Consider the following 23,281-nt stretch of genomic DNA (forward strand, 5'->3'; position numbering starts at 1 on the left):
GCATCACCGACACCAATTTCATCGCGGGGCCCTTCGGTGCGATCAATCAAATACGCAGTCTGATCGCGGGCGTCCTCAACCAGCCGCCTCAGCCAACCTCTGGCTTCAGCCTCCTTGCCGCCAACGAGACCGGCATCCAGGGCCGACAGATGCTGGCACTGGACAGCGGTCAGGCTGGCGAAAACAATCCTCCGGCCCCGCCAGGGCCAACCGTTGGCGCCACCGAGGGAGCCGGAACCGAGGTTCTACCCGGCAACGAACTGAACGCCGAGACGAAGGAAACCGAGACCGGCAACAACGCCGGCAATCGCGGCCCTCAGATCCTCAAGCTCGGCAACAAGTTCACGCCGGGTTCCAATGGTGCAGCGGCCAGCAAGCCCGGCCAGCGTCTCCAGGCCGCCTTCGAGGGCACTGCCGATCGAATCGACAAGGCCTTCAACGACGTTCGTGACGGGATCGACAAGACGCTCAAGGGTCTGAGTGGTCGCGGCGATGACGACGGCGCTGATGCAGGCGGTAGCCCGGCTGGCGCCAGCACGGGGGAAGCCGAGGGTAGCTGACAGCGTCCGGGTCGTCGCCCCTCGCCGACTCGGAACGTTGTAACGAAAAGATTGGCCCCCTCCCCGCCCCAATGGGAGGGGGCCAATCGTCGGTGACGTCTGCCTCGAACCGGACGGGAACCGTAAAGGACGGCAAGCATTGGCTCTGAACGTAGTGTTCACCGACGATTTCGACGATTCGTCGACCGCCGATGAGACGGTGGAGTTCGAGATCGACGGCGCCAGGTACGAGATCGACCTGTCGAAACAGAACGCGATGCGGCTGCGCGGCGATTTGCAGCCGTGGATCAACGCCGCGCGCCGGACCGGGGGTCGGCGACGCCTGCGCCGTTCGAGCGAAGCAGCTGGGCAAGCCGCCGCTGCCGCCGAACGCCGGACAGCCATCAGGGTGTGGGCCCGCAACAACGGTACGGCGTTGCGGTGTACGGCCGGATCCCCCGCGAGGTGCTGGACGCATACAACGTCGCGGTCACCAGGCGAAGCCGATAACCGTTCCCATTAACCGCGTGCGCCATACTGGCCCTATGCGGTCCATCTGGAAGGGTTCGATCTCCTTCGGCCTGGTGAACGTCCCCGTCAAGGTCTACAGCGCGATCGAAGACCACGACGTGAAGTTTCACCAGGTCCACGCGAAAGACAACGGTCGCATCCGGTACAAGCGGGTGTGTGAGGTGTGTGGCGAAGTCGTGGACTACCGCGACATCTCGCGGGCCTTCGAATCCGACGACGGGCACATGGTGGTGATCACCGACGAAGACATCGCCACATTGCCGGAGGAGCGCAGCCGCGAGATCGAGGTGGTCGAGTTCGTGCCGGCCAGCGACCTCGACCCGTTGATGTACGACCGGAGTTATTTCCTCGAGCCGGACGGCAAATCGTCGAAGTCCTACGTGCTGCTGGCCAAGACGTTGTCGGAGACCGACCGAGTCGCGATCGTGCATTTCTCCCTGCGCAACAAGACCCGCCTTGCTGCGTTGCGGGTCAAGGACTTCAGCAAGCGCGACGTCATGGTCATTCACACCCTGCTGTGGCCCGACGAGGTCCGTGATCCCGACTTCCCAGTGCTGGACAAGGAAGTCGAGATCAAACCGGCCGAGCTGAAGATGGCCGGCCAGGTCGTCGAGTCGATGACCGACGACTTCCATCCCGAACGTTTCGAGGACACCTATCAGGCGGAGCTCAAGGAGTTGGTGGAAGCGAAACTCGAAGGTGGAGAGGCGTTTAGGGCCGAGGAGCAGGAGCCCAAAGAGCTGGATGAGACCGAGGACGTCTCGGATCTGTTGGCCAAACTCGAGGCCAGCGTGAAGGCAAGGCGCGGCGGCGCGTCCGGTGACGGCCAGGCAGCCAAGAAGTCACCGGCGAAGAAATCCGCGAAGAAGGCCGCCAAGAAGACACCGGCTAAAAAGGCCGCCAAGAAGGCAGCGGCGAAGAAGACGGCCAAGAAGGCAGCGGCAAACAAGTAGCGATAATCGGGTCTGCTTCACCGGCTCGACACCGACTTCTGCACCAGGGTTGTGATTTCGCGCGGCTCCACAGCCCTCACGCAGAACTCGCGGAGTGGCATGCCGAAGACGCGGCCTTGTTACGGTGTCGCCCGGCGAGGGAAGAGAGGCTGACGTGATACTCGACAGATTTCGGCTGGATGACCAAGTCGCGGTAGTGACCGGAGCCGGTCGCGGGCTGGGAGCCGCGATGGCGCTGGCCTTCGCCGAAGCGGGTGCGGACGTGCTGATTGCCTCGCGGACGCAGTCCGAGCTCGACGCCGTCGCCGAGCAAATCAAGGCAACCGGGCGACGGGCCCACGTGGTGGTCGGCGATCTGGCCCACCCGGAGAACACCGCCGAGCTGGCCGGGGCGGCCGTCGGTGAGTTCGGACGACTAGACATCGTCGTCAACAACGTCGGCGGAACCATGCCGAACATGCTGATGAACACCTCGACAAAGGACCTCAAGGACGCCCTCACGTTCAACGTCGGGACCGCCCACGCGCTGACCAGCGCGGCCGTGCCGCTGATGCTCGAGCACTCGGGGGGCGGCAGCATCATCAACATCACCTCGACCATGGGACGGCTGGCCGGCCGCGGGTTCGCCGCCTACGGCACCGCCAAAGCCGCCCTCGCCCACTACACCCGGCTGGCCGCACTCGACCTGTGCCCCAAAATCCGGGTCAACGCGATCGCACCCGGATCGATCCTCACCTCCGCACTCGATGTGGTGGCCTCCAACGACGAGTTGCGCGAACCGATGGAGAAAATGACCCCGATGCGACGGCTTGGCGATCCCGTCGACATCGCCGCCGCGGCGGTGTATCTCGCATCACCCGCCGGCAGTTTCCTGACCGGCAAGACGCTCGAAGTCGACGGCGGGCTGACCTTCCCCAATCTCGACCTTCCCATCCCTGATCTGTGAGGAGATGTCCATGGCCTTCCGCGTAGCGCAGATCGGCACCGGCAACGTCGGTCGACACGCACTGACTCAACTCATCACCAACCCGCAATTCGAGCTCACCGGCGTGTGGGTGTCATCGGATGCCAAGGCCGGCAAGGATGCCGCAGAGCTTGCCGGACTTGACGATTCGACCGGCATCACCGCCACCACCGATCTCGACGCCGTGCTGGCGGCCGAGCCGGTATGTGCGGTCTACACCGCGATGGCCGACAACCGGCTGCCCGAGGCACTGGAGGACTATCGGCGCATCCTCGCGGCCGGCGTCAACGTCGTCGGCAGCAGCGCCGTCTTCCTGCAGTACCCATGGCAGGTCATGCCCGAAGAAGTGGTCTCAGCGATCGAGGACGCCGCGAAGGCAGGCAAGTCGAGCGTGTTCGTCAACGGCATCGATCCCGGTTTCGCCAACGACCTTCTACCCCTTGCGCTGGCGGGAACGTGCCAGAGCATCGAGCAGATCCGGTGCATGGAGATCATCAACTACGACACCTACGACAGCGCCACCGTGATGTTCGACGTGATGGGCTTCGGCAAGCCGCTGGACGACATACCGATCCTGCTGCAGCCGGGTGTGCTGAGTCTGGCGTGGGGATCGGTGGTCCGTCAGCTCGCGGCGGGTCTCGGCATCTCGCTCGACGAGGTGACCGAGACCTACGTTCGCGAGCCGGCGCCCGAGGATTTCGACATCGCATCCGGCCACATACCGAAGGGCAGCGCGGCGGCGCTGCGGTTCGAGGTGCGGGGAATGCTTGGCGGCAAGCCCGCCGTCGTGCTCGAACACGTCACCCGACTGCGCGACGACCTGCGTCCGGACTGGCCGCAACCGGCCCAGCCGGGTGGCTCGTACCGGGTGGAGATCACCGGTGAGCCGTCGTATGGCTTGGACATCTGCCTGAGCAGTCGCAACGGCGATCACAACCATGCCGGCCTGGTCGCCACGGCCGCGCGCGTCGTCAATGCCATCCCCGCGGTGGTGGACGCACCGCCCGGGATCAGGACGACGCTGGACTTGCCTTTGATCACCGGAAAAGGGTTGTACGCTGCTCTATAGGACCGGGGTAGAACTGAAACGAGGGACTTGCCTATGCAGACCACATTGCGTTATCTCACTCCGCTAATCGCCGCAGCTGGTGTGGCAGCGGCGATCGCCGCCGCTCCCGCAGCCGGCGCCCAGCCCAACGACCCCACCCTGCCGCAATGCACCGACACGGGAGGCTCGGAAGCCCTCGGCGGCTCGACGACAGAGTGCGTGTCGCCCGGCAACGTTTCGATCGATGCCACCCCGGCGGAGCCCGAGTTTGACGGTCCGTGGGGAGACATGTACGGCGGCCCCGGCTTTTTCTTCCCCTGATTTTTGATGACGGCGGCCAGCACGCGGGCCGTTGACAACCCTTTCGTGGCCGCTGAGGAGGCCAACGATGCGGAAAGCGATTCGATATCTGACGCCGCTTTTGGCGGTAGCAGTCGTATGTCTTTCAGTCCTGGCGGCACCGGTCGCCGCGGCCGCACCCGAGTGCACGAACACCGGACCGACGACGACGCAGTGCGAGAGCAACGGCAGCACCCAGATCGTCACGTCACCGCCGGCCACCAATTACTACCCGTATTGGGGCTTTCCGATCATCGGCTTCGACGGCATCGGCATTGGGTGGTGAACGCACCGCACCCGCATTAGCCAACTGCGGAGGTTTCGTCTAACCTAACTTTTCTATTCGTATACCCGGATAGAAGGTGGGGTTAGTTGATCCAGGACACTCAGCTGCGGTTCCGTCCCAGCTGGTATCTGCTCGGCCCAGCATTCGTCGCCGCCATCGCCTATGTCGATCCGGGCAATGTCGCGGCCAACGTCAGTGCCGGGGCGCAGTTCGGCTTCCTGCTGGTGTGGGTCATCGTCCTGGCCAACGCCATGGCCGTGCTGGTGCAGTATCTGTCGGCCAAGCTGGGCCTGGTCAGCGGGCGCACCCTGCCCGAGGCGGTCGCCGATCACACCCGCACCCCGACGCGGATCGCCTACTGGCTGCAGGCCGAATTGGTCGCCATGGCAACCGATCTCGCCGAGGTCGTGGGTGGCGCCATCGCGCTGTACCTGCTGTTCGACCTGCCGATGCTGGTGGGCGGTGTGATCACCGGTGCCGTGTCGCTGCTGCTGCTCGCCGTGCAGAACCGCCGCGGCCAACGGATGTTCGAGCGGGTGATCAGCGGTCTGCTGCTGATCATCGCGATCGGCTTCCTCACCAGCCTGTTCGTGCAGCCCCCGGCGCCCGGCGATGTGGCAGCCGGCCTACTGCCCCGATTCGAGGGCGCGGAAAGCGTGCTGCTGGCCGCCGCGATGCTTGGCGCAACCGTGATGCCGCACGCCGTCTATCTGCATTCCGGCCTGGCCCGCGATCGGCACGGCCATCCCGAGGCGGGTCCGCAGCGAGACTGGCTGCTGCGGGTAACCAAGATCGACGTCGGGCTGGCGATGTTGGTCGCCGGCGCGGTGAACCTGTCGATGCTGCTGGTCGCCGCCACCAACCTGCAGGGCCGCGATAACACCGACTCCATCGAGGGTGCGCATGCGGCGGTGCGCGACACACTGGGGCCGACGGTCGCGCTGCTCTTCGCGATCGGCCTGCTGGCCTCGGGCCTTGCGTCCACCTCGGTCGGCGCCTACGCCGGGGCGATGATCATGCAGGGCCTGCTGCGGCGGTCCTACCCGCTGCTGCTGCGCCGGCTGGTTACCCTGATCCCGGCGCTGGCGATCCTCGCGTTCGGTATCGATCCCAGCCGTGCGCTGGTGATATCGCAGGTGGTGTTGTCGTTCGGGATCCCGTTTGCGCTGATCCCGCTGGTGCGGCTGACCAGCGATCGCGCACTGATGGGTGACGACACGAACCACCGGGTGACCACCGCGTTGGGTTGGATCGTCGCCGCGTTGATTACGCTGCTCAACGTGGTGCTGATCTATCTGACCGTCACCGGCTGAATGCTGGCACGCCGTCATAGGTACTTCGCGTACGGGTCCAATCTGTGCGCGAGGCAGATGGCGCGACGGTGCCCCGGCGCCACCGATCCCCGCGCGGCGATGCTCGCCGACCATGACTGGCTGATCAACGAGCGTGGCGTTGCCACGGTTGAGCCGTTCGACGGCTCCCAGGTGCACGGCGTGGTGTGGCGGCTCTCCGATCATGACCTGGCCACGCTGGACAGCGCCGAAGGAGTTCCGGTGCGGTATCGCCGCGACCGGCTCACCGTGCACACCGACGACGGACCCGCCGACGCCTGGGTGTACATCGACCACCGCGTCGATCCCGGGCCGCCGCGTCCCGGCTATCTGGAGCGCATCATCGACGGCGCGCTGCACCACGATTTGCCCCATCGGTGGATCGAGTTTCTCCGCCGCTGGGATCCGTCGCACTGGCCATTACCCAAGAGAAGCTCGAAATCTGGTGCCCCGCATTCCCTTTCGCAGTTGCTCGCCGATCCGGGTGTGCTCGAGTCCAGCACGCTGCGCTCGCGGTTTGGCTTCCTGGCCATCCACGGCGGCGGACTCGAGCAGATGACCGACGTCATCGCCGAACGTGCCGCCGACGCGGCCGATGCATCGGTGTATCTGCTGCGCCATCCGGAGAACTACCCGCACCATTTGCCCTCGGCGCTCTATCGAGCGGAGGAGTCCGAACGGCTCGCGGAATTCCTCGACCACGTAGACGTCGCGGTGTCGCTGCACGGGTACGGCCGGCTCGGCCGCAGTACCCAACTGTTGGCCGGCGGCCGCAACCGCGCGCTGGCGGCGCACGTGGCTCATCACGTCGCGGTGCCCGGCTACCACGTCGTCACCGACCTCGACGCAATCCCCCGCGAGCTGCGCGGCCTGCATCCGGACAATCCGGTCAACCGGGTGCGCGGCGGGGGCACCCAGCTCGAACTGTCGCCGCGGGTGCGCGGGATCAGCCCGCGTAGCGCGCCGCCCGAGGACGACGGGCTGTCGCCAACGACGTCCGCATTGATCCAGGGGCTGGTGGCGGCCGCGCATAGCTGGGTACTACCGGCGGCTTAGTCCCATCCCTGCACTCGGTGGCTCCGAATAACCGATGTGGAACACACGCACCCAAGCGCGCGCGCCATCACACCGGCGCTGTATCGGACCCGGATCACCCACCTGCGCCGGGCGCCAGTTCACCACTACTTCGAACACCGCAGCTACAGCTGGTACGTCGACGTCGACGACCTACCTCGGCTGCCTCGCTGGCTGCGGCCCTTCGCTCGCTTCGCCGCCGGTGATCACTTCGATGGCGACGCGAGCGACACCTTGCGGCAACGCATCGACGCCCTGCTGGCCGACCGCGGCATCGATCTACGGGGCGGCACCATCACCGCGCTGCTACAGGCCAGGGTGCTCGGCTATGTCTTCAATCCGCTGAGCCTGTATTGGTGTCACGACTCGGATGGGGTGCTGCGCCACGTACTCGCTGAGGTGCACAACACCTACGGCGGTCGCCACGCGTACCTGCTGCCACCCGATGGTGGCCAGCCCGCGATGGTGATGAAGCAGTTGTACGCCTCGCCGTTCAACGGCGTCGACGGCTATTACCTGGTGCGGGCGCCACGGCCGGACGCGGAACTCGACGTGACGATCTCGCTGCACCGCGAGAACGAACCGGCGTTCGTTGCGACGTTGCGCGGCAGCAGACGACGCGCCAGCGTCGGCGAGATCATCCTGCTGCAGTTGATCGCACCGCTGGCCCCGCTGATGGAGAGGTTAAGCATCCGGGTTCAAGGAATCACACTGTGGCTGCGCCGGGTGCCGTTGACGCCGCGGCCAATTGTCACCGCAAGTGAGAGGGTTGAGCGGCTGTGATCCTCGCGAATGCGGATAGGCTACCGCTCGTGACCACCGACCTTGACGCATTGTTGCGCCAGGTGGCACAGCGCGATGTCGACGCATTCGCCACCTTCTACGACCTCACCCGGGCCCGGGTGTTCGGTCTGGTCACCCGCGTGCTCCGCGACCCCGGCTACGGCGAGGAAACCACCCAGGACGTTTACCTTCAGGTGTGGCGCTCCGCTGCCAATTACGACCCCGCGTCGGGCTCGCCGCTGGCATGGCTGCTCACGGTGGCGCACCGGCGCGCGGTGGACCGAGTCCGTTCCGAGCAGGCGGCCAGCCAGCGCGAGTCCCGCTACGGGGCCGCCAACATCGACCCGCCCGCCGATCAGGTCGCCGATTCGGTGATCCTGCGCGACGAGCGCCGCCAGGTCGCCGACTGCCTGGGGTCGCTGACCGACGTGCAGCGGGAGTGCATCCAGCTGGCCTACTACGAGGGGCTGACCTACGCCCAGGTATCGGAGCGGCTGTCGGCCAACCTCGCCACCATCAAGTCGCGGATGCGCGATGCCATCCGCGGATTGCGCAAGTGTCTGGGGCTCGGATGACTGAACCACTGGATCCCGACGTGACCGCGCTCGCAACGCCCTACGCGCTGCACGCCCTCACCGAGTCCGAACGCGCCGACGTCGAGCGGCGGATCGCCGCTGCCCCGCCGGAAGTGGCGGCGGCATTCGCCGCAGAGGTGCGCGCCGTGCACGAGACGATGGCGGTGGTGTCGGCTGCGACCGCGGTCGAGCCACCCGCCCCACTGCGTGACCGACTGCTGGCCACTGTCAGCGACGACCCGGTGCGCCAGTTGCCATCGAAGGGCACGATGCGCTGGCGCACAACGATTTTGGCGGCTGCTGCGGTGCTGGCGATCGGGCTCGGCGCGCTCGGCGTCGGCCTCGCAGTGCGGCCACCAGCCGCGCCGTCGACCGCCGAACAGGTGTTCGCCGCAGCGGACGTGCGGACCGTGTCGGGACCCATCCCCACCGGTGGCACCGCCACACTGGTGTTCTCCCATGAGAAGGACGCGGGCGTCCTGGTGATGAACAACGTCGCACCGCCGGAACCAGGCACCGTGTACCAGATGTGGCTACTCGGCGAAGGATCCCCGAAGTCGGCGGGGACGATGGACGCCAAGGCGGTCGCACCATCGACAACTGCGGTGCTTCCGGATCTCGGAACCTCCAGGGCCCTGGCGTTCACCGTCGAGCCGGGCAGCGGTTCCGACCAGCCGACCGGCGCGGTTTTCGCCGAGCTGCCCTTGACCTGAACAGTGATCCGGCCCGTCGGAGTGACCTCACGACGGGCCGGATCGAGCGGCGGCTCCCTTGCTGTTGAACTCCGCTGTCGCGAAGTCCGCGGGTGTGGATTGCCCAAACGGCGCCGGCTTCAAACATGGCGGACGGCTCCGGGCCTGCGCTGCCTACCATCGTGGGATGGCCAAGAAATTCCGGTTCGGTGTCGGCCTGCGGGTCGCCACGTCGATGTCGTCGGTGCAGGAGGCGGCGCGCCGAGCCGAGGACCTCGGCTTCGACGTGTTGCACCTTCCCGATCACATCGGGGCGCCGGCACCCTTCCCGACATTGATGGCGGCGGCCGCGGCCACCAAGACGCTGCGGCTAGGGACATTCGTGCTCAACGCCTGCTTTTACAAGCCCGCATTGTTGGCCCGCGACGTGCGGGCACTGCGCGACCTGTCGAATGGCCGATTCGAACTCGGGCTGGGCGCGGGCTATGTGCGAGAGGAGTTCGAGGAGGCCGAGCTGCCGTATCCCAGCGCCCGTCAGCGCATCGAGTACCTGGCGCACGTGACCGAGTACATGCGCGAACATCTGCCGGACGTGCCGGTCCTGATCGCGGGCAACGGCGACCGGCTGCTGACGGTCGCAGCGCAACAGGCGAACATCATCGGGCTGACCGGGAGTGCGCCAGCCGGCGACGGGGCCGATCCACTCGCCGAGCGGATCGACTTCGTCCGGCGCGCGGCGGACGACCGTTTCGACGACCTCGAGCTGAATATCGCAATCACGGCGCTGCCCAGGGACGAGTCCGGGCGGCCCGACCTGTCGATCACCCGTCGAGCCCTCCCGTCGATGTCCGACGAGGAGTTGTTGCGGACGCCCGCAGTGCTGTCCGGGTCAACGCGCGAGATCGCCGACACCATTCGCGGGTATCGGGACACCTACGGCGTGAGCTACCTGATCGTTCAGGACAAGCACGCCGAGCCGTTCTCTAAAGTGATCGCCGAACTCCGTTAACGGTAAGCTCCCAGCGTCCCGCCCTCGTAGCTCAGGGGATAGAGCACGGCTCTCCTAAAGCCGGTGTCGCAGGTTCGAATCCTGCCGGGGGCACTTCGCATATTTGCAGCTCAGAGGTTGTTTCCGAAGAACAAGGCCCGGTTTTGCACCGTTACACGGTGAGCAGTACCCAACCCGCCACCGCGGATCCCAAACCTGCTGTGCCGTAACAGCAGACAGCGATCACCCGGTCAAACCGGCCCAGTTGCAGCCCATGCTCGAGCGTGAACCGGAAGCGGTGCGCCGAATGGAACAGGGCCAGCGCGCAGACCCCGAATAGCACAAGTTTGGTCAGCGGATTCCCTACGACTGCCAGCAGGTGCGCATGGTCCGGAGCCTCGAGCCACCCGAGCGGAAACGCCAGTCCGAACAGTAACGAGAGGACGGGCAGAACAAGCGCGGCCGCCATGCCGCCGACGCTGAACAGCAGCCAGAGGAAGGGCTCAGCCGACCGCCGAGGCGGCGTCGATGTGCTCATGACATCACCACCCATGCCACGACCGCCGAGACGACGAACCAGGCCGCATAGTGCCCAGCTAGGACCGCACCGGCAGGAATACGGCGTCCCCGAACGTGAATCACCATTGCACGTGGCGCCAAACCGAGCCAAGTAACAGCATGCAGCAGAAGGAAAACCAGTGCGACGACGTTCACCGCTACCACGACAGGATTGGAACTCCAATCCAGGACCCGAACGTATGAATCCGGCCCTGCGCCAATCGCATGAGCCAGTATCAACAGATACACAACGAACCACGCCACGAAGACGCAACTGATTTCGCGAAGCATGAAAAGCAGGTACGACCGCCGCTTCACCCACCAATACCGGTCGATCGGCGGTGAATAAGCGCGGACGGGCGTTGTCATCGCGCGCCCCTGGGGAACAGCAAATCTTTCACCGAATGGGTTGCCGCGGTCAGCTTGTAGAGCTGTATCGCGCCCGCCGGGTCAACTCCCTTCGGACAAGCCGTCGAGCATTCGCCCACGAAGGTGCACGCCCAAGCGCCGTCGGCGGCGGCGAGTACGTCCCGCCGATCCGCCGCACCTTCATCGCGCGAGTCCAGGTTGTAACGCTGACCCAGAGCGATCGCCGCTGGACCGAGGAAGTCCGGGTCCAGCGCATACACCGGGCATGCCGAGTAGCACAGCATGCAGTTGATGCACATGCTGAACTTCGCGTATTCGTCCAATTCCGCTGGGGTCTGCAAGTATTCGCCATCATCGACAGACAGCTCGTCGTCACGGATGATCCAGGGCTTGACTCGCGGCAGTTTGGCCATGAAGTCGCTGATGTCGACGACCAGATCGCGGATGACCGGGAAGTTTCGCATCGGCTCGACTCGCACCGGCCCAGGCAGGTAATCGGCAAGGAACGTCGCGCACCCCAATTTCGGGTCGCCGTTGATCGTGTAACCGCAGCTGCCACATATGCCCATCCGGCACGACCATCGGAAACTCAGCGTCCCGTCGAGGTGATCCTTGATGTAGTTCAGACCGTCCAGAATCGCCGTTTCACGGGTAACGGGAACTTCGTAGGCCTGCAAGACCGGCTCTGACTCAATCTCGGGTCGATACCTCGAGACCTCCATAACGATTCGGTCCGCCATCGCTCCACCTCTCCCGTCGTCCCCCTACCCTTCGGGTGGGAGGTACCCCCAGCGCTCGCCCTTATCTCCCATACACGCGTTCGCCCGGCGGCCAGCGCGTGATCGTCACCGGGAGGTGGTCGACCCGCGCTGATCCGTCGGATTCTCGATGCACCAATGTGTGCGCCAAGTATTGCTCGTCGTCGCGCTTGGGGAAGTCGGTTCGCTGGTGCGCGCCCCGGGATTCTTCTCGGCGCAAAGCAGATTCGATGATCGTCTGTGCGACGTCGAGCATCCCCGACAACTCGAGCAGTGCCGTCAGCTCGGTGTTGAACGTGTGGCTGTGATCGTCGATGCCGGCCTTCGCGAATCGCTCCTGCAGCACCCGGATCTGGTCGACCGCCTTGGTCAGGGTGGGTCCGTCACGATAGATCCCGGCGGCGGCTTCCAGCGTGGCCTGCATGTCCGTCCGAATGTCAGCGATTCGATCGCTCCCCTCGGCGTGGCGAGCGAGTTCGCGTTCGAGCCTATGCGTCTCGGTGCGTGCCTGCGCCTCCACTGCAGCCGAGGCACCGCGAACCGTTGTCACGTGCTCCGCTGCGGCGTGGCCCGCCCGGGCTCCGAACACCAGCAGCTCCGGCAGCGAGTTCGACCCCAACCTGTTGGCGCCATTGATGCTGACGCATGCCGTTTCGCCTGCCGCATATAGCCCGGAAAGCGTTGTGGCGCCATGGATATCTGTGTGAACACCACCCATCATGTAGTGCACCACCGGTCGCACGGGGACTAGCTCGGTAACCGGGTCGATGTGCTGGTAATTCCGGCACAGCTCGCGCACGAACGGCAACCTTGTGTCGATCAACTCGGCGCCAAGGTGTCGCAGGTCGAGGTAGACGACCGGTCCGTACTCTGTGTCAACGGTCCGTCCCTTTTCCTGCTCGTGCACGAACGCCTGGGACACCCGGTCCCGGGGTCCGAGCTCCATGCTGCGCAGCGTTGGCTCGGCCGTGGGTTTGCCGAGGTCGTAATCCTGCAGGTAGCGGTAGCCGTCTTTGTTCAGCAACCAGCCACCCTCGGCTCGCGCCGCCTCGGTGATCAAGATTCCGGTGAACGGCAGTCCGGTGGGGTGGTACTGGACGAACTCCATGTCCTTCAGCGGCGCCCCCGCCCTGAACGCGAGGGCCATTCCGTCTCCGGTCTTGATGTTCGCGTTGGTGGTGAACGGAAACACGCGCCCACATCCGCCGGTGCACACGATCACCGCGTCGGCAAGGATTGTCTCGATGCGCCCGGTCGCCAGCTCGATGGCGACAACACCGCGCACCCTGCCGTCGTCGACGAGCAGGGTCGTCGCGAACCACTCGTCGTAACGGACGATGTCCGGATACGCGAGGGCGCGCTGAAACAGCGTGTGCAGCATGTGGAATCCGGTCTTGTCCGCGGCAAACCACGTGCGTAGCTTCTTCATTCCGCCGAATGCACGAACGGCAATGTGCCCGTCCGGTTTACGACTCCACGGACAGCCCCAATGCTCCAGCTGCAACAACTCCCGCGGCGCTTCGGCGACGAAGGCCTCGACCGCGTCTTGGTCGCACAGCCAGTCGCTGCCGGAAACCGTGTCGTATGCGTGCTCGTCGAGGCTGTCATCCTCGCCCGCTACGGCCGCGGCGCCGCCCTCTGCCGAGACGGTGTGGCTGCGCATCGGGTACACCTTGGAGACGATCGCCACGCTCAGGCGCGGATTTGTCTCGGCTATCGCTATTGCGGCGCGCAGGCCAGCGCCGCCGCCGCCGATCACCACTATGTTGTGCGACGCGGTCATCGGCGTGGCTCAGACCTCAAACGCTTCGTGCTCGCCGCAGTGCTCGTCCTTCAACACTTTGCCGTCATGCCGGATCGTCCGGAAGCGAGTGGTTCCGTCGTGGTACACGTGCCGGATCACGCGGCAGCCGCACGCGTACTTGAAGTCGTCGTACGAGAAGCCGTCGTCGTCATTTTCGATATGGCGATCGCCATCTGCCATTCGCCCGCAGGGTGCCTTTTGCTTCATGAAGTGCGTCGTGGTCGCGACCATCGTCCGCCTCCTCGGGTGTCAGGCGAGTGATCCAGATCATATGTAGGGTATGCCGGACAAGACTGCGCGTCCACCACTTTCGACGTCCACGCGCGCGCTCTCACTGGCTGAAATGCTCGGCAGCGTCATGAAGTGGTCTCACACCGGCACACTTGAGCGCCCTGCCGATCGTGCTCGCGTGTACGTCTAGCTGCGTGGCGACTTCAGCGAGTGTGTAGCCGTCTGCGTAAGGTCTGGTGGCTTGTTCGGTCAGCTGTGGTGTCCGCTTCAGTTGGGGCCGGAGAGCAACACCTTCCCGCTTTAGCTGCCTGGCGACCGTCTGACGGTGCATCTTGAACGGGCGCGCAAGTTCCAGAGCCGACGTGCCGCTGCGATACTGCTCCGCGAGCCGGGCTCGTTCGGCTGGGCTCAGCTTGCGATTCATACGATAGGTTATTCTTAGCTAAGCGAATTAGTTTCGTGAACGGAGTGTTTTGGCTTGAAAGCGCTTCGCGAAGGAGCACTTCGGGCCCTATGTTCGCTCCGAGCCCGCACCAATCCATCGTTTATTCATCGAATATGGTGCGGTCCAAAACGACGAATCGAGTAGTCCACTACTCACCGAATTGGGATTGGAATGTCTGCCACACCTACTACATAGTCCCGTGGGGGCAGGGCAATGTTCATCCGGGCATTTTGGCAGATGCTCCGCCGCCTCCTCCGCCGACGACGTGCTGGTCCCTCTTTGTCTCGAGGCCGTGCTAACCAGGCGTTGACGCCTAGAAGCATGCGTCCGGGATTGGCACGTTTGTCATACGACGGCATGGGCAATGCTGCGGACAGGCGGGCGCGGCGGTCGACCTCCGCGCTTGCCGAGGTCTCGTCGGTTCAGACCCGAGCCGGCGGGGCCGCCCTCACGTCGGTTCGCTTCCTCTGGAGTCACTCTTTTAGTTGTAGTACCGTTCGGTCATGGGACGCACGACCAACGTCTGGATCCTCGGCGGCTACCAGAGCGACTTCAGCCGCAACCTGACCCGGGAGGGTCTGGATTTTGCCGACCTGACCTCCGAAGTGGTCGATTCCACGCTTGCCGCGGCGAAGTTGGACGCGGCCGCGATCGATGTGGTCCATGTCGGCAATGCATTCGGCGAGATGTTCGCCGGTCAGGGCCACCTCGGCGCGATGCCCGCCAGCGTGCACGAGGGGCTGTGGAATACCCCGTCGGCACGTCACGAGGCCGCGTGCGCGTCGGGCAGCGTCGCGACGCTGGCCGCCATCGCTGACCTGCGATCGGGCGCCTATCGGACGGCGTTGGTGGTCGGCGTCGAACTGGAGAAGACGGTGCCGGGCGACACCGCCGCCGAGCACCTCGGCGCGGCCGCCTGGATCGGCCATGAAGGCGCCGACGCCAAGTTCATGTGGCCGAACATGTTCGCCCGGATCGCCGACGAGTACGACCGCCGCTACGGCCTCGACCAAACCCACCTGCGCGCGATCGCCCAGCTCAATTTTGCGAATGCCCGCTCGAACGCCAACGCGCAGACCCGCGGCTGGACCGTGCCCGACCTGCTGGGCGGGGCCGCTGGCTCGGACGTGGATGACGAGATCAACCCCGTCGTCGAGGGCAGGCTGCGCCGCTTTGACTGCAGCCAGATGACCGACGGCGGGGCCGGTGTGGTGCTCGCCACCGACGACTACCTGCGCGACCACCCCGATGTGCGGCCGATCGGCCGGATCGACGGGTGGGGACACCGCACCGTCGGCCTGAGCCTGCAACAGAAGCTCGACCGCGCCGCCGGCGAGCCGTACGTGTTGCCGCATGTCCGCGCCGCCGCGCTGGACGCCCTGCACCGCGCCCGTGTGACGCTCGACGACGTCGACGGGCTCGAGGTGCACGACTGCTTCACACCCAGCGAGTACCTCGTCATCGACCACATCGGGCTCACCGGGGCGGGTGAGTCGTGGAAGGCCATCGAGAACGGCGAGATCGAAATCGGCGGGCGGTTGCCGATCAACCCCAGCGGCGGCCTGATCGGCGGCGGCCACCCGGTCGGAGCGTCCGGGGTGCGGATGCTCGTCGATGCCGCCAAACAGGTCAGCAACACTGCTGGCAGCTACCAAGTCGAGGGCGCAAAGACATTCGGCACAGTGAACTTCGGCGGCAGCACCGCCACCACGGTCAGCTTCGTCGTCGGCGCGGCACCGGAGGCCTGAGATGGATGTCGAGATCGTCGGAAAGTTCCTGTCCACGCTGCCAGAGGACGACGACCACCCCTACCGGACCGGTCCGTGGCGGCCACAGACCACCGAATGGGATGCCGACGGCCTGACCGTCGTCGACGGCGAAGTCCCGCACGACCTGGACGGGGTGTATCTGCGCAACACCGAGAACCCGCTGCATCCCGCACTCAAGTTCTACCACCCGTTCGACGGCGACGGCATGATTCATATCGTCGGCTTTCGCGACGGAAAAGTGTTCTACCGCAATCGATTCATCCGCACGGACGGTTTACTGGCGGAAGACGAAGCCGGCGGCCCGCTGTGGCCGGGGCTGGCCGAACCGGTGCAGATCGCCAAGCGCGACCACGGCTGGGGCGCGCGGACATTGATGAAGGACGCGTCGAGTACCGACGTCATCGTGCATCGCGGCACCGCGCTGACCAGTTTCTACCAGTGCGGGGATCTGTACCGCGTCAACCCGCTGACCGCCGAGACACTGGGCAAGGAGGACTTCAACGGACACTTCCCATTCGATTGGGGCGTGTCGGCGCATCCGAAGGTCGACGACGCCACCGGCGAGTTGCTGTTCTTCACCTACAGCAAGCAAGCCCCGTACATGCGCTATGGCGTGGTCGACGCCAATAACGATCTGGTGCACATCACCGATATCCCGCTGCCTGGTCCGCGGCTGCCGCACGACATGGCGTTCACACCGAATTACGCCATTCTCAACGACTTTCCGTTGTTCTGGGATCCCAAGCTGCTGGAAGCGGACATCCACCTGCCCGGATTCCACCCCGAGATGCCGTCGCGGTTTGCGGTCATCCCGCGCCGCGGCGGGCCGGATGACATTCGCTGGTTCGAGGCCGATCCGACGTTCGTGCTGCACTTCACCAACGCCTACGAAGACGGCGACGAGATCGTGCTCGACGGATTCTATGAGGGCGATCCCGCCCCGGTAGACAGCCTGACGGGTAACAATCCCCCGCAAGCGGGTGGGCCCCCAGCCTGCGAGGGGAGTGCCCCCAGGCAGACGGCATTCCGGTTTCTGGCCCTCGACCGGTTGCAGACCCGGCTGCGCCGTTGGCGGTTCAACCTGGTTACCGGCGCCACCACCGAGGAGCAGCTCACCGACAGCATCACCGAATTCGGCATGATCAACGCCGGCTATGCCGGCCGCGACTACCGCTACACGTATGCCGCAACCGGCAAGCCAGGCTGGTTCCTTTTCGACGGACTGGTCAAGCACGATCTGCGCAGCGGGTCCGCGGAGCGCTTCGTATTCGAAGACGGCGTCTACGGCAGCGAGACAGCGATGGCGCCGCGCGTCGGCGGCACGGGTGAGGACGACGGCTACCTGGTCACGCTCACCACGGATATGAACGCCGACGCGTCGTACTGCCTAGTCTTCGATGCCGCCAGGGTGGCCGACGGCCCGGTGTGCAAACTGGCTCTGCCGGAGCGGATTTCCAGCGGCACCCATTCGACCTGGGCTGCGGGTTCGCGGTTGCGAGGCTGGCACAGTGCCGACACATCGGCCGCCGCGATCGGGCTTTAGGTGGAGTCCGGCGACCGGCCAACCGAATTGGCGATCGGCGGCACGAATGCCGTCGGCCGAATGCTCGGGCTGCTCGGAGACGAATGGACGCTGCTGGTGATTCAGCAGGCGCTGCTGGGTGCTACCCGCTACGGCGAGTTCCGGGCGCGCCTCCCGATATCCAACTCGGTGCTGTCGCGTCGCCTGCAGTCGATGACGCAAGACGGACTGCTCACCAGACGGACCTACCGGACGAATCCGCCGCGTGCCGAGTATCTGATCACCGCCCGCAGTCGGTCGCTGTGGCCGGTGCTGGTCTCGATATGGGAGTGGGAACGGCACTGGGTACCCGACCATGCCGAGACATTGCCCAGCATGCGCCATAACGCTTGCGGCGGCGACTTCGCTCCGCAGCTGACCTGCCGATCGTGCGGCGAGACGGTCAGCGAGAAAGGCGTTGTCGCGCAGTGGGGCCCGAGCGGCTCCTGGCCACGGTCGGTGCCTGGGGTCGCGACCCGGCGGCGATCCGCGACGGACCCGCAGCACGGCCAGGCAGGCCTGTTCCCGCAGACGATGAGCGTGCTGGGCAACAGGTGGGCGTTCGCGCTGCTGGTCGCGTCCTTCGTCGGGGTGAGCCGGTTCACCGACTTTCAGACCCAGCTTGGCGCGCCGCCGGGTTCGATCGCGGACCGGCTGTCGATCCTTACCAGCAACGGGGTGTTGTTCGCCGCGGACAACCGCTATCGCCTCACCGAGAAGGGCCGGGCATTTTTTCCCGTCCTGATAGCTGCTCTGCAGTGGGCCCAGCGGTGGTTCCACGCGCCCGAGGGGCCCGCGGTGATGCTCACCCACACGGGCTGCGGACGGCGCTTTGGCGCCGTTCTGACCTGCGACCAATGCACCCGGCCGCTGCGCGGGACACAGGTCTCCGCGGTCTAGCCGGGTCAGGCGTACAACTTCTCGAATTGCCGGATCGAACGCTCCATATCGCCCTTAACCGCCCGGGCCGCCGCAGCTCCGATCGGACCGAATAGCGGCGCACCCCCGAGGTTTAGGGTGACGGTGAATGCGCAGCCCGACGCGGTCGGTTTCACCGTCATCTTGAGCCCGTACTTGGTGCCACCAACACCCTTACCCGTGACTTCGATCAATTGGGGCGGGTTCATCTTCTCTACCGTCCAGGTAACTCGATTGCGCATCCCCTTGGCGCCCGCGACACCGACCAGCGTTGTGCCCTCCGACAATTCAGCCGGGACTTCGGAGCGCCACGCTTCATGCATGACCAGCCAATCGCCCAACTCGTTCAGATTTGACGCGTGTTCCCAGGCGTCTTCCGGACTCAGCGACAACTCGCGGGAGAGCTCAACTTTGGCCATGGCGAAATGTTATCCACACCGGCTAGTTGTTGCGGTCCAACCGGAACTTGAGATTGTTACGGACCGCGGGCCATTCGACGTCCAGTATCGAATACACCACGGTGTCACGGCGCGATCCATCGGGCAGCAGTTGGTGACTGCGGAGCACGCCATCGAGCTTGCCACCCAGCTGCTCGATGGCGGCCCGGCTGGTGAAGTTGAAGAAATGGGTGCGGAATTCCACTGCCACACAGCCTAATTCGTCGAATGCGTGACCTAGCATCAGTAACTTGGTCTCGCTGTTGACGCCACTGCGTCGGGCCGAGGCTGAATACCAGGTGTTGCCGATCTCGAGTCGCCGGTTCGGCGCGTCCACGTTCAAGTAGCTCGACGACCCGACCAAGATGCCGTCAAGCCGGCGTACCACGAACGTCAGCCCTTGGCCGGGTTGCTGCGCGGCCAATCGCAGGTCCACCCAATCTTCGGCGGTCTGCGGCGACGGCGCCGCGGTGAACCATAGGCTACCCACCTCGCCGTCCGCAGCCGCGGTGGCGATCTCCGAAACATGTTCGCGCGTCAAGGGTTCCAGCGACGCCCAGCGTCGCCCGGTCAACCTTACCGGCTCGACAAAGCCGCTCACGGCGACCGCCCAGCACCCGACACGGACGCCACCAGTGCCCACACCGAAAACGCCACCGCGGCGACGGCGACGGCGATCCCGACATAGAACCCATAACCTGCCGACACCGGTGGGTGGACGTTGACTCGGTGGTACCAAATTGTCAGCGCCACCAAGAGCAACGAAATGGCCAGTGCGGCAGACGATGCCAACCGCGCCGACAGGCCGCGCGCGGCCATCGCGCCCGCGACGATCAATGTCGACGCCAGCAGCACGATGAGTTGCCCAGCACCGAACCGTGTCGGCAGGATCAAGTTGCCTACCGTCCCGCCGATGGCGTTGGCATGTCCGCCGCCGTCTTCCCTGGTGGTCAGCCATGGCAGCCACGCGCTGACCGCCAGGATCGCGGCGCAAAGCGCCACCAGCCAACCGGGGCGCGGACGCAACATGCGATGACCTTATCCGGTATGCCGGGCTGTCCAGGTCAACGCATAATCGGCGACGTCCTCCCAACCGTCGAGCACCGCGGTGAGATGTGGGCGATCGGCGAACAGCTTGAAGTCGGTAGGCGCCGAGCCCGCGGTCGAGCAGGATCTGCCGCACCAGGCCCCCGAACGAGTGACCGATGATGACGGGCGCCTCGGGCAGTGCCCGGACAAAGGCGTCGTAATGGTCGGCGACATCGAGCAAACCGATGTCGGCGGGTGCCTTGGTGCGGTCGAGGACCTCGTCGAGCGCGGAAACTCCGGGCCAGGCCGGTGCGTGCACGATATGGCCGGCGGCGAGGTAGCGGTCGATCCAGCCGCGCCAGCTGTGCGGTGTCATCCACAAGCCGTGAATCAGCACAATAGGCGTCTTGGCCGGGTTCATCGCTTCTAGTGTGGAGTTGCGACACCGATCAAGGGGCGGTAATGCAATGAGCGAACTTCCCGACTGGGCTCGGCGGCTCGATCTGTCCCCACATCCCGAGGGCGGCTGGTTCCGAGAAACCTGGCGCAGCGGACTGACGGTCCCCCAGTCCGCCCTGCCCCAGGACTACACCGGCCCGCGCAGCGCCGGAACCGCGATCCTCTTCCTACTCATGCCTGGTCAGCAGTCGGCATGGCACACCGTACGCAGTGCCGAACTGTGGCTCTACCATCGCGGCAGCCCGCTGTTGCTGCAGTTCGGTCCCGAACAGGCAACTGCCGCAACGCATCTGCTCGGCGGCGACATCATCGCCGGGGAGCAGCCGCAACTCGTCGTGCCATCCGGCGACTGGCAGCGCGCCCGCCCACGTGACGACGAGCCCACCCTGGTCAGCTGTGTGGTGGTACCGGGTTTCGATTACGCGGACTTCGCACTGGCCGCTGCCCCTACCGACTGAGCAACTGCACCGCCGCCGACACCAGCGCGGCGTTGCCGGGCGTGGTGGAGCCATCCGGCAGCTGCAGGGTATCCTCCATGCCGATTCGTGCCTGTACCCCACGCGCAACGGCGTGTTCGAGCAGCGGCCAACAACTTTCGTCCATGCCGTGCAGCAGGACGGGTGCCGGCGAACCGGCCGCGAGCACTTCGCCGAGCAGGTCATCAGCGGTGGCGACGTCCCCGTCGGGCCCAAGTTCGACCATCACCCGCATGCAGTGCGCCCCGATCTCCGACCGAGCCCACGACGCTGCCGCCTCGGAATGAAAGATGCCGACCTCCACGCCCAGCCCGCGGCTCAACAACAGCAGGGCAAGCTGCTCGGCCCCGGGCTCGTGCCAGTTCACCGACGCGAAGTCGGGAAGCACTGTCCAGGCTTCCACCGCACGCAGCCGCTCGTCCGGGTCCGGCAGCGCCCACAACCCGGTCGTCACCCCCAGTGGCAGGCCGGGTGCGGCGTGCCGAACCGCCGAGACCGCCTCGTCCACGATGTCCCGCCGCAGCGAGTCCACCCCGTCGGCGTTCTTGGGATGCAGATGCACCGCCTTGGCACCGGCCCGGTGTGCGGCGACGGCCTCGGCAGCCAGCTGTTCGGGGGTTACCGGCAGATTGGGGTGCACCTCCGGGGTGCGAGCGCCATTGATGCATGCCTTGAGATAGGTCTTCGGGCCGGGCATCCCTTCATCTTGTCAGTCCAGCAAGACAGGCTCAGGCCCGTGGGGCGGTCACCTCTCCTCGCGAGCAGACGCGCACACGCACGCGACATGCCCTTGGGTTCTAGGGGTGATTTTGCGTCTGCTCGCGTTAGGAGGTGACTCGCGCTTAGGAGGTGACCCCGAGTACCCGCAGCGCGTTGTCCTTGAAGATCAGCGGCAGTACTTCGGGGTCCATGTCGAGCGTCTCGAAGTCGCGGCGCCACCGGTCGAGCTGAATGTACGGGTAGTCCGTCCCGAACAGCACCTTGGTGCGCAGCTGCCGGTTGGCCGCCCGGACCAGCTGTGGCGGAAAGTATTTCGGCGACCATCCGGACAGATCGATATAGACGTTCGACTTATGGGTGGCGATGGAGATCTGCGCGTCCACCCAGGGCACCGCCGGATGCGCCATCACGATCGTCAGGTCCGGGAAGTCGGCGGCCACGTCATCGAGCAGCATCGGATCGGAATACCGCAGTTTGACCCCGTATCCGCCGGGCAGCCCCGACCCGATCCCGGTCTGGCCGGTGTGGAACAGCGCGGGCACGCCGGCTTCGGCAATGGCCGCGTAGATCGGGTAGCACGAGCGGTCGTTGGGCTCGAAGCCCTGCAGGCTCGGGTGGAACTTGAAACCCTTGACGCCGAACTCTCCGACCTGCTGGTGCACCCCGCGCACGGCATGTTCGCCGGTCAACGGGTCGACAGTGCCGAACGGAATCAGCACGTCGTTGTTGCGCGCTGCACCTTCGACCAAATTCTCAACGGAGTTGGGTGGACGCCCGGAGACCGTCTGCGAGTCGATGGTGAAGACCACCGCCGCGGTATTGCGCTGCCGGTAGTGCTCCGCAACGCCGTCGACCGTGGTCAACTCGGTGCAGAGCTTGAAGTACTGCTTGGTCGCAGCGATCAGTTCGTCGTCATATGCCTGATGCCCGTGGTCATCGGCCTCGACGTGAGTGTGGATATCGATCGCATCGATTGCGTCGAAATCGATTCCGTACTGGTATTTTTCGCCCGTCACGCTGCGGCGAACACCGTCTTGAACTTGTTCAGCGAGTCCCGTATATCGCCCCGCAGCGCTGCGGCCACCACCATGCCGATCGGGCCGAACAGCGCGGGGCCGCCGAGATGGACCTCGAATGTGACCGTCGAGCCGTCACCCGACGGCTCGACCTTTCCGATCAGCTTGACCTTCACGCCGCCCTTGCCGTCGCCGTCGAGGGTCATGGCCTCGGGTGGCTGGTAGCGGACGATGGTCCACTTGATCCGATTGGGCATGCCCTTGACCTCGACGATCGAGTCGATCTGGGTGCCCTTCTCCAGGGTTTCCGGCAGCTTAGACCGCCACACCCGGTGGATGGTCAACCACTCCTTGTAGCGGGAGAGGTCCGAAGCGCACGCCCATGCCTGCTCCGGCGGCAGTGGAACGTCGACGGAGACGGACAGTTTGGCCATGCGTCAGGGTGTTTGCGGATTGCTCTTGTCGACGGCCTTCTTGGCGGCGTCCTGGGCCTTGTCCACCTTGTCGGCGTACTTGCCCTGCGTCTTCTGGTCGACGATATCGCCGGCCTTGTCGATCGCGGTGTCCACCTTGTCGGCGTTCTTCGAGAGCAGATTCTTCACCTTGTCTAGGAATGCCATGAAGCCCA

At 65.3% G+C, this 23,281-nt stretch carries 28 protein-coding genes, 1 tRNA gene and 2 pseudogenes; 18 read left to right on the forward strand and 13 right to left on the reverse strand.

Translation table 11 applies throughout. The features are described 5' to 3' along the window. The 14 genes and pseudogenes from ACRDU5_RS12490 to ACRDU5_RS12555 form a co-directional block, all read left to right on the forward strand. A pseudogene (locus ACRDU5_RS12490) lies at positions 1-560 on the forward strand (hypothetical protein); the annotation flags it as partial. A gap of 139 nt (positions 561-699) precedes the next feature. Further along, positions 700-1,062 (forward strand): Lsr2 dimerization domain-containing protein, encoded by a 363-nt coding sequence (locus ACRDU5_RS12495; protein WP_526614856.1) that lies wholly within the window; start codon positions 700-702, stop codon positions 1,060-1,062. Positions 1,063-1,084: 22 nt separating this feature from the next. Beyond that, positions 1,085-2,023 (forward strand): non-homologous end joining protein Ku, encoded by a 939-nt coding sequence (gene ku / locus ACRDU5_RS12500; RefSeq protein WP_526614857.1) that lies wholly within the window; start codon positions 1,085-1,087, stop codon positions 2,021-2,023. A 154-nt stretch (positions 2,024-2,177) separates the two neighbouring features. After that, on the forward strand, positions 2,178-2,969 hold the full coding sequence (locus tag ACRDU5_RS12505; protein ID WP_526614859.1) for an SDR family oxidoreductase: 792 nt from the start codon (positions 2,178-2,180) through the stop codon (positions 2,967-2,969). 10 nt (positions 2,970-2,979) lie between these two features. Then, the gene (locus ACRDU5_RS12510) at positions 2,980-4,056 is read left to right on the forward strand and encodes an NAD(P)H-dependent amine dehydrogenase family protein (protein WP_526614860.1); all 1,077 of its coding nucleotides are present in this window, start codon (positions 2,980-2,982) and stop codon (positions 4,054-4,056) included. Positions 4,057-4,089: 33 nt separating this feature from the next. Next, positions 4,090-4,356 carry a hypothetical protein gene (locus tag ACRDU5_RS12515; RefSeq protein WP_526614862.1) on the forward strand — a complete coding sequence of 89 codons (267 nt, stop codon included), beginning with the start codon at positions 4,090-4,092 and terminating at the stop codon, positions 4,354-4,356. A 67-nt stretch (positions 4,357-4,423) separates the two neighbouring features. Further along, positions 4,424-4,660: a hypothetical protein gene (locus ACRDU5_RS12520; protein ID WP_526614863.1), complete on the forward strand. Its 237-nt coding sequence runs from the start codon at positions 4,424-4,426 to the stop codon at positions 4,658-4,660. 86 nt (positions 4,661-4,746) lie between these two features. Further along, complete coding sequence (locus ACRDU5_RS12525) at positions 4,747-5,973, forward strand: Nramp family divalent metal transporter (protein WP_526614864.1); 1,227 nt, start codon at positions 4,747-4,749, stop codon at positions 5,971-5,973. Continuing rightward, positions 5,974-7,047: a poly-gamma-glutamate hydrolase family protein gene (locus ACRDU5_RS12530; RefSeq protein ID WP_526614865.1), complete on the forward strand. Its 1,074-nt coding sequence runs from the start codon at positions 5,974-5,976 to the stop codon at positions 7,045-7,047. It begins immediately after the preceding gene. Between the two features lie 36 nt (positions 7,048-7,083). Then, the gene (locus ACRDU5_RS12535; protein WP_526614866.1) at positions 7,084-7,848 is read left to right on the forward strand and encodes a DUF1365 domain-containing protein; all 765 of its coding nucleotides are present in this window, start codon (positions 7,084-7,086) and stop codon (positions 7,846-7,848) included. Next, entirely contained in the window at positions 7,845-8,423 is a 579-nt protein-coding gene (locus tag ACRDU5_RS12540; RefSeq protein ID WP_526614867.1) for an RNA polymerase sigma factor, read from the forward strand. Before ACRDU5_RS12535 ends, ACRDU5_RS12540 begins: the two co-directional genes overlap by 4 nt. Continuing rightward, the gene (locus ACRDU5_RS12545) at positions 8,420-9,136 is read left to right on the forward strand and encodes an anti-sigma factor (RefSeq protein WP_526614868.1); all 717 of its coding nucleotides are present in this window, start codon (positions 8,420-8,422) and stop codon (positions 9,134-9,136) included. Before ACRDU5_RS12540 ends, ACRDU5_RS12545 begins: the two co-directional genes overlap by 4 nt. 166 nt (positions 9,137-9,302) lie before the next feature. Beyond that, positions 9,303-10,124, forward strand: a complete 822-nt coding sequence (locus ACRDU5_RS12550) for an LLM class F420-dependent oxidoreductase (protein WP_526614870.1) — start codon at positions 9,303-9,305, stop codon at positions 10,122-10,124. 20 nt (positions 10,125-10,144) lie between these two features. Beyond that, positions 10,145-10,217, forward strand: a tRNA-Arg gene (locus ACRDU5_RS12555). A 58-nt stretch (positions 10,218-10,275) separates the two neighbouring features. Here the strand turns inward: ACRDU5_RS12555 and frdD are convergent. The 6 genes from frdD to ACRDU5_RS12585 all read right to left on the reverse strand — a co-directional run bounded on the left by frdD (position 10,276) and on the right by ACRDU5_RS12585 (position 14,247). Then, entirely contained in the window at positions 10,276-10,641 is a 366-nt protein-coding gene (gene frdD, locus ACRDU5_RS12560) for a fumarate reductase subunit FrdD (protein ID WP_526614871.1), read from the reverse strand. Beyond that, a complete protein-coding gene (locus tag ACRDU5_RS12565) occupies positions 10,638-11,030 on the reverse strand; it encodes a fumarate reductase subunit C (RefSeq protein WP_526614872.1) in 393 nt (130 codons plus the stop codon). Before ACRDU5_RS12565 ends, frdD begins: the two co-directional genes overlap by 4 nt. Continuing rightward, positions 11,027-11,770: a succinate dehydrogenase/fumarate reductase iron-sulfur subunit gene (locus ACRDU5_RS12570; RefSeq protein ID WP_526614873.1), complete on the reverse strand. Its 744-nt coding sequence runs from the start codon at positions 11,768-11,770 to the stop codon at positions 11,027-11,029. Before ACRDU5_RS12570 ends, ACRDU5_RS12565 begins: the two co-directional genes overlap by 4 nt. Positions 11,771-11,831: 61 nt before the next feature. After that, positions 11,832-13,571, reverse strand: a complete 1,740-nt coding sequence (frdA, locus tag ACRDU5_RS12575) for a fumarate reductase (quinol) flavoprotein subunit (protein ID WP_526614874.1) — start codon at positions 13,569-13,571, stop codon at positions 11,832-11,834. A gap of 9 nt (positions 13,572-13,580) precedes the next feature. Then, positions 13,581-13,823, reverse strand: coding sequence for a hypothetical protein (locus ACRDU5_RS12580; protein ID WP_526614875.1), 243 nt, complete (start codon positions 13,821-13,823; stop codon positions 13,581-13,583). A gap of 100 nt (positions 13,824-13,923) precedes the next feature. Further along, positions 13,924-14,247: a hypothetical protein gene (locus ACRDU5_RS12585; protein WP_526614876.1), complete on the reverse strand. Its 324-nt coding sequence runs from the start codon at positions 14,245-14,247 to the stop codon at positions 13,924-13,926. A 524-nt stretch (positions 14,248-14,771) separates the two neighbouring features. Here ACRDU5_RS12585 and ACRDU5_RS12590 point away from each other — a divergent pair. The 3 genes from ACRDU5_RS12590 to ACRDU5_RS12600 are packed head-to-tail and all read left to right on the forward strand — an operon-like array spanning position 14,772 to position 18,498. Next, positions 14,772-16,016: an acetyl-CoA acetyltransferase gene (locus ACRDU5_RS12590; RefSeq protein WP_526614877.1), complete on the forward strand. Its 1,245-nt coding sequence runs from the start codon at positions 14,772-14,774 to the stop codon at positions 16,014-16,016. A gap of 1 nt (position 16,017) precedes the next feature. Beyond that, entirely contained in the window at positions 16,018-17,580 is a 1,563-nt protein-coding gene (locus tag ACRDU5_RS12595) for a carotenoid oxygenase family protein (protein WP_526614878.1), read from the forward strand. 60 nt (positions 17,581-17,640) lie between these two features. Then, the gene (locus tag ACRDU5_RS12600) at positions 17,641-18,498 is read left to right on the forward strand and encodes a winged helix-turn-helix transcriptional regulator (protein WP_526614929.1); all 858 of its coding nucleotides are present in this window, start codon (positions 17,641-17,643) and stop codon (positions 18,496-18,498) included. A gap of 5 nt (positions 18,499-18,503) precedes the next feature. Here the strand turns inward: ACRDU5_RS12600 and ACRDU5_RS12605 are convergent, their stop codons facing one another. The 3 genes and pseudogenes from ACRDU5_RS12605 to ACRDU5_RS12615 all read right to left on the reverse strand — a co-directional run. Beyond that, positions 18,504-18,935 (reverse strand): type II toxin-antitoxin system Rv0910 family toxin, encoded by a 432-nt coding sequence (locus ACRDU5_RS12605; protein ID WP_526614880.1) that lies wholly within the window; start codon positions 18,933-18,935, stop codon positions 18,504-18,506. Between the two features lie 22 nt (positions 18,936-18,957). Continuing rightward, entirely contained in the window at positions 18,958-19,554 is a 597-nt protein-coding gene (locus tag ACRDU5_RS12610) for a GNAT family N-acetyltransferase (protein ID WP_526614930.1), read from the reverse strand. Positions 19,555-19,767: 213 nt separating this feature from the next. Further along, positions 19,768-20,403: pseudogene (locus ACRDU5_RS12615) on the reverse strand (esterase/lipase family protein); the annotation flags it as partial. A 46-nt stretch (positions 20,404-20,449) separates the two neighbouring features. Here ACRDU5_RS12615 and ACRDU5_RS12620 point away from each other — a divergent pair. Continuing rightward, positions 20,450-20,899, forward strand: coding sequence for a cupin domain-containing protein (locus ACRDU5_RS12620; protein ID WP_526614881.1), 450 nt, complete (start codon positions 20,450-20,452; stop codon positions 20,897-20,899). Here the strand turns inward: ACRDU5_RS12620 and ACRDU5_RS12625 are convergent. From ACRDU5_RS12625 to ACRDU5_RS12640, 4 genes are all read right to left on the reverse strand, one after another. Continuing rightward, the gene (locus ACRDU5_RS12625; protein ID WP_526614882.1) at positions 20,889-21,614 is read right to left on the reverse strand and encodes a 3-keto-5-aminohexanoate cleavage protein; all 726 of its coding nucleotides are present in this window, start codon (positions 21,612-21,614) and stop codon (positions 20,889-20,891) included. The two genes, ACRDU5_RS12620 and ACRDU5_RS12625, sit on opposite strands and share 11 nt — an antisense overlap. A 145-nt stretch (positions 21,615-21,759) precedes the next feature. Continuing rightward, positions 21,760-22,653, reverse strand: a complete 894-nt coding sequence (locus tag ACRDU5_RS12630; RefSeq protein WP_526614883.1) for an amidohydrolase family protein — start codon at positions 22,651-22,653, stop codon at positions 21,760-21,762. Next, entirely contained in the window at positions 22,650-23,087 is a 438-nt protein-coding gene (locus tag ACRDU5_RS12635; RefSeq protein WP_526614884.1) for a type II toxin-antitoxin system Rv0910 family toxin, read from the reverse strand. The genes ACRDU5_RS12630 and ACRDU5_RS12635 overlap by 4 nt, the downstream gene beginning before the upstream one ends. 3 nt (positions 23,088-23,090) lie before the next feature. Next, positions 23,091-23,273 (reverse strand): Rv0909 family putative TA system antitoxin, encoded by a 183-nt coding sequence (locus tag ACRDU5_RS12640; protein ID WP_526614885.1) that lies wholly within the window; start codon positions 23,271-23,273, stop codon positions 23,091-23,093. Positions 23,274-23,281 lie beyond the last annotated feature (8 nt).

The sequence above is a fragment of the Mycobacterium sp. genome (assembly GCF_050701515.1).
In the GTDB taxonomy this organism is placed as follows: Bacteria; Actinomycetota; Actinomycetes; order Mycobacteriales; family Mycobacteriaceae; genus Mycobacterium.

What these genes read in the sequence shown, in the direction of transcription:
- ACRDU5_RS12520 (WP_526614863.1), top strand. Translation starts at nt 4,424, where the DNA reads ATGCGGAAAGCGATTCGATATCTGACGCCGCTTTTGGCGGTAGCAGTC.
- ACRDU5_RS12545 (WP_526614868.1), top strand. Translation starts at nt 8,420, where the DNA reads ATGACTGAACCACTGGATCCCGACGTGACCGCGCTCGCAACGCCCTAC.
- ACRDU5_RS12640 (WP_526614885.1), bottom strand. Translation starts at nt 23,273, where the DNA reads ATGGCATTCCTAGACAAGGTGAAGAATCTGCTCTCGAAGAACGCCGAC.
- ACRDU5_RS12600 (WP_526614929.1), top strand. Translation starts at nt 17,641, where the DNA reads ATGCTCGGGCTGCTCGGAGACGAATGGACGCTGCTGGTGATTCAGCAG.
- frdA (WP_526614874.1), bottom strand. Translation starts at nt 13,571, where the DNA reads ATGACCGCGTCGCACAACATAGTGGTGATCGGCGGCGGCGGCGCTGGC.
- ACRDU5_RS12585 (WP_526614876.1), bottom strand. Translation starts at nt 14,247, where the DNA reads ATGAATCGCAAGCTGAGCCCAGCCGAACGAGCCCGGCTCGCGGAGCAG.
- frdD (WP_526614871.1), bottom strand. Translation starts at nt 10,641, where the DNA reads ATGAGCACATCGACGCCGCCTCGGCGGTCGGCTGAGCCCTTCCTCTGG.
- ACRDU5_RS12510 (WP_526614860.1), top strand. Translation starts at nt 2,980, where the DNA reads ATGGCCTTCCGCGTAGCGCAGATCGGCACCGGCAACGTCGGTCGACAC.
- ACRDU5_RS12530 (WP_526614865.1), top strand. Translation starts at nt 5,974, where the DNA reads ATGCTGGCACGCCGTCATAGGTACTTCGCGTACGGGTCCAATCTGTGC.
- ACRDU5_RS12580 (WP_526614875.1), bottom strand. Translation starts at nt 13,823, where the DNA reads ATGGTCGCGACCACGACGCACTTCATGAAGCAAAAGGCACCCTGCGGG.
- ACRDU5_RS12595 (WP_526614878.1), top strand. Translation starts at nt 16,018, where the DNA reads ATGGATGTCGAGATCGTCGGAAAGTTCCTGTCCACGCTGCCAGAGGAC.
- ACRDU5_RS12625 (WP_526614882.1), bottom strand. Translation starts at nt 21,614, where the DNA reads ATGCCCGGCCCGAAGACCTATCTCAAGGCATGCATCAATGGCGCTCGC.
- ACRDU5_RS12570 (WP_526614873.1), bottom strand. Translation starts at nt 11,770, where the DNA reads ATGGCGGACCGAATCGTTATGGAGGTCTCGAGGTATCGACCCGAGATT.
- ACRDU5_RS12515 (WP_526614862.1), top strand. Translation starts at nt 4,090, where the DNA reads ATGCAGACCACATTGCGTTATCTCACTCCGCTAATCGCCGCAGCTGGT.
- ACRDU5_RS12550 (WP_526614870.1), top strand. Translation starts at nt 9,303, where the DNA reads ATGGCCAAGAAATTCCGGTTCGGTGTCGGCCTGCGGGTCGCCACGTCG.
- ACRDU5_RS12620 (WP_526614881.1), top strand. Translation starts at nt 20,450, where the DNA reads ATGAGCGAACTTCCCGACTGGGCTCGGCGGCTCGATCTGTCCCCACAT.
- ACRDU5_RS12605 (WP_526614880.1), bottom strand. Translation starts at nt 18,935, where the DNA reads ATGGCCAAAGTTGAGCTCTCCCGCGAGTTGTCGCTGAGTCCGGAAGAC.
- ACRDU5_RS12635 (WP_526614884.1), bottom strand. Translation starts at nt 23,087, where the DNA reads ATGGCCAAACTGTCCGTCTCCGTCGACGTTCCACTGCCGCCGGAGCAG.
- ACRDU5_RS12590 (WP_526614877.1), top strand. Translation starts at nt 14,772, where the DNA reads ATGGGACGCACGACCAACGTCTGGATCCTCGGCGGCTACCAGAGCGAC.
- ku (WP_526614857.1), top strand. Translation starts at nt 1,085, where the DNA reads ATGCGGTCCATCTGGAAGGGTTCGATCTCCTTCGGCCTGGTGAACGTC.
- ACRDU5_RS12565 (WP_526614872.1), bottom strand. Translation starts at nt 11,030, where the DNA reads ATGACAACGCCCGTCCGCGCTTATTCACCGCCGATCGACCGGTATTGG.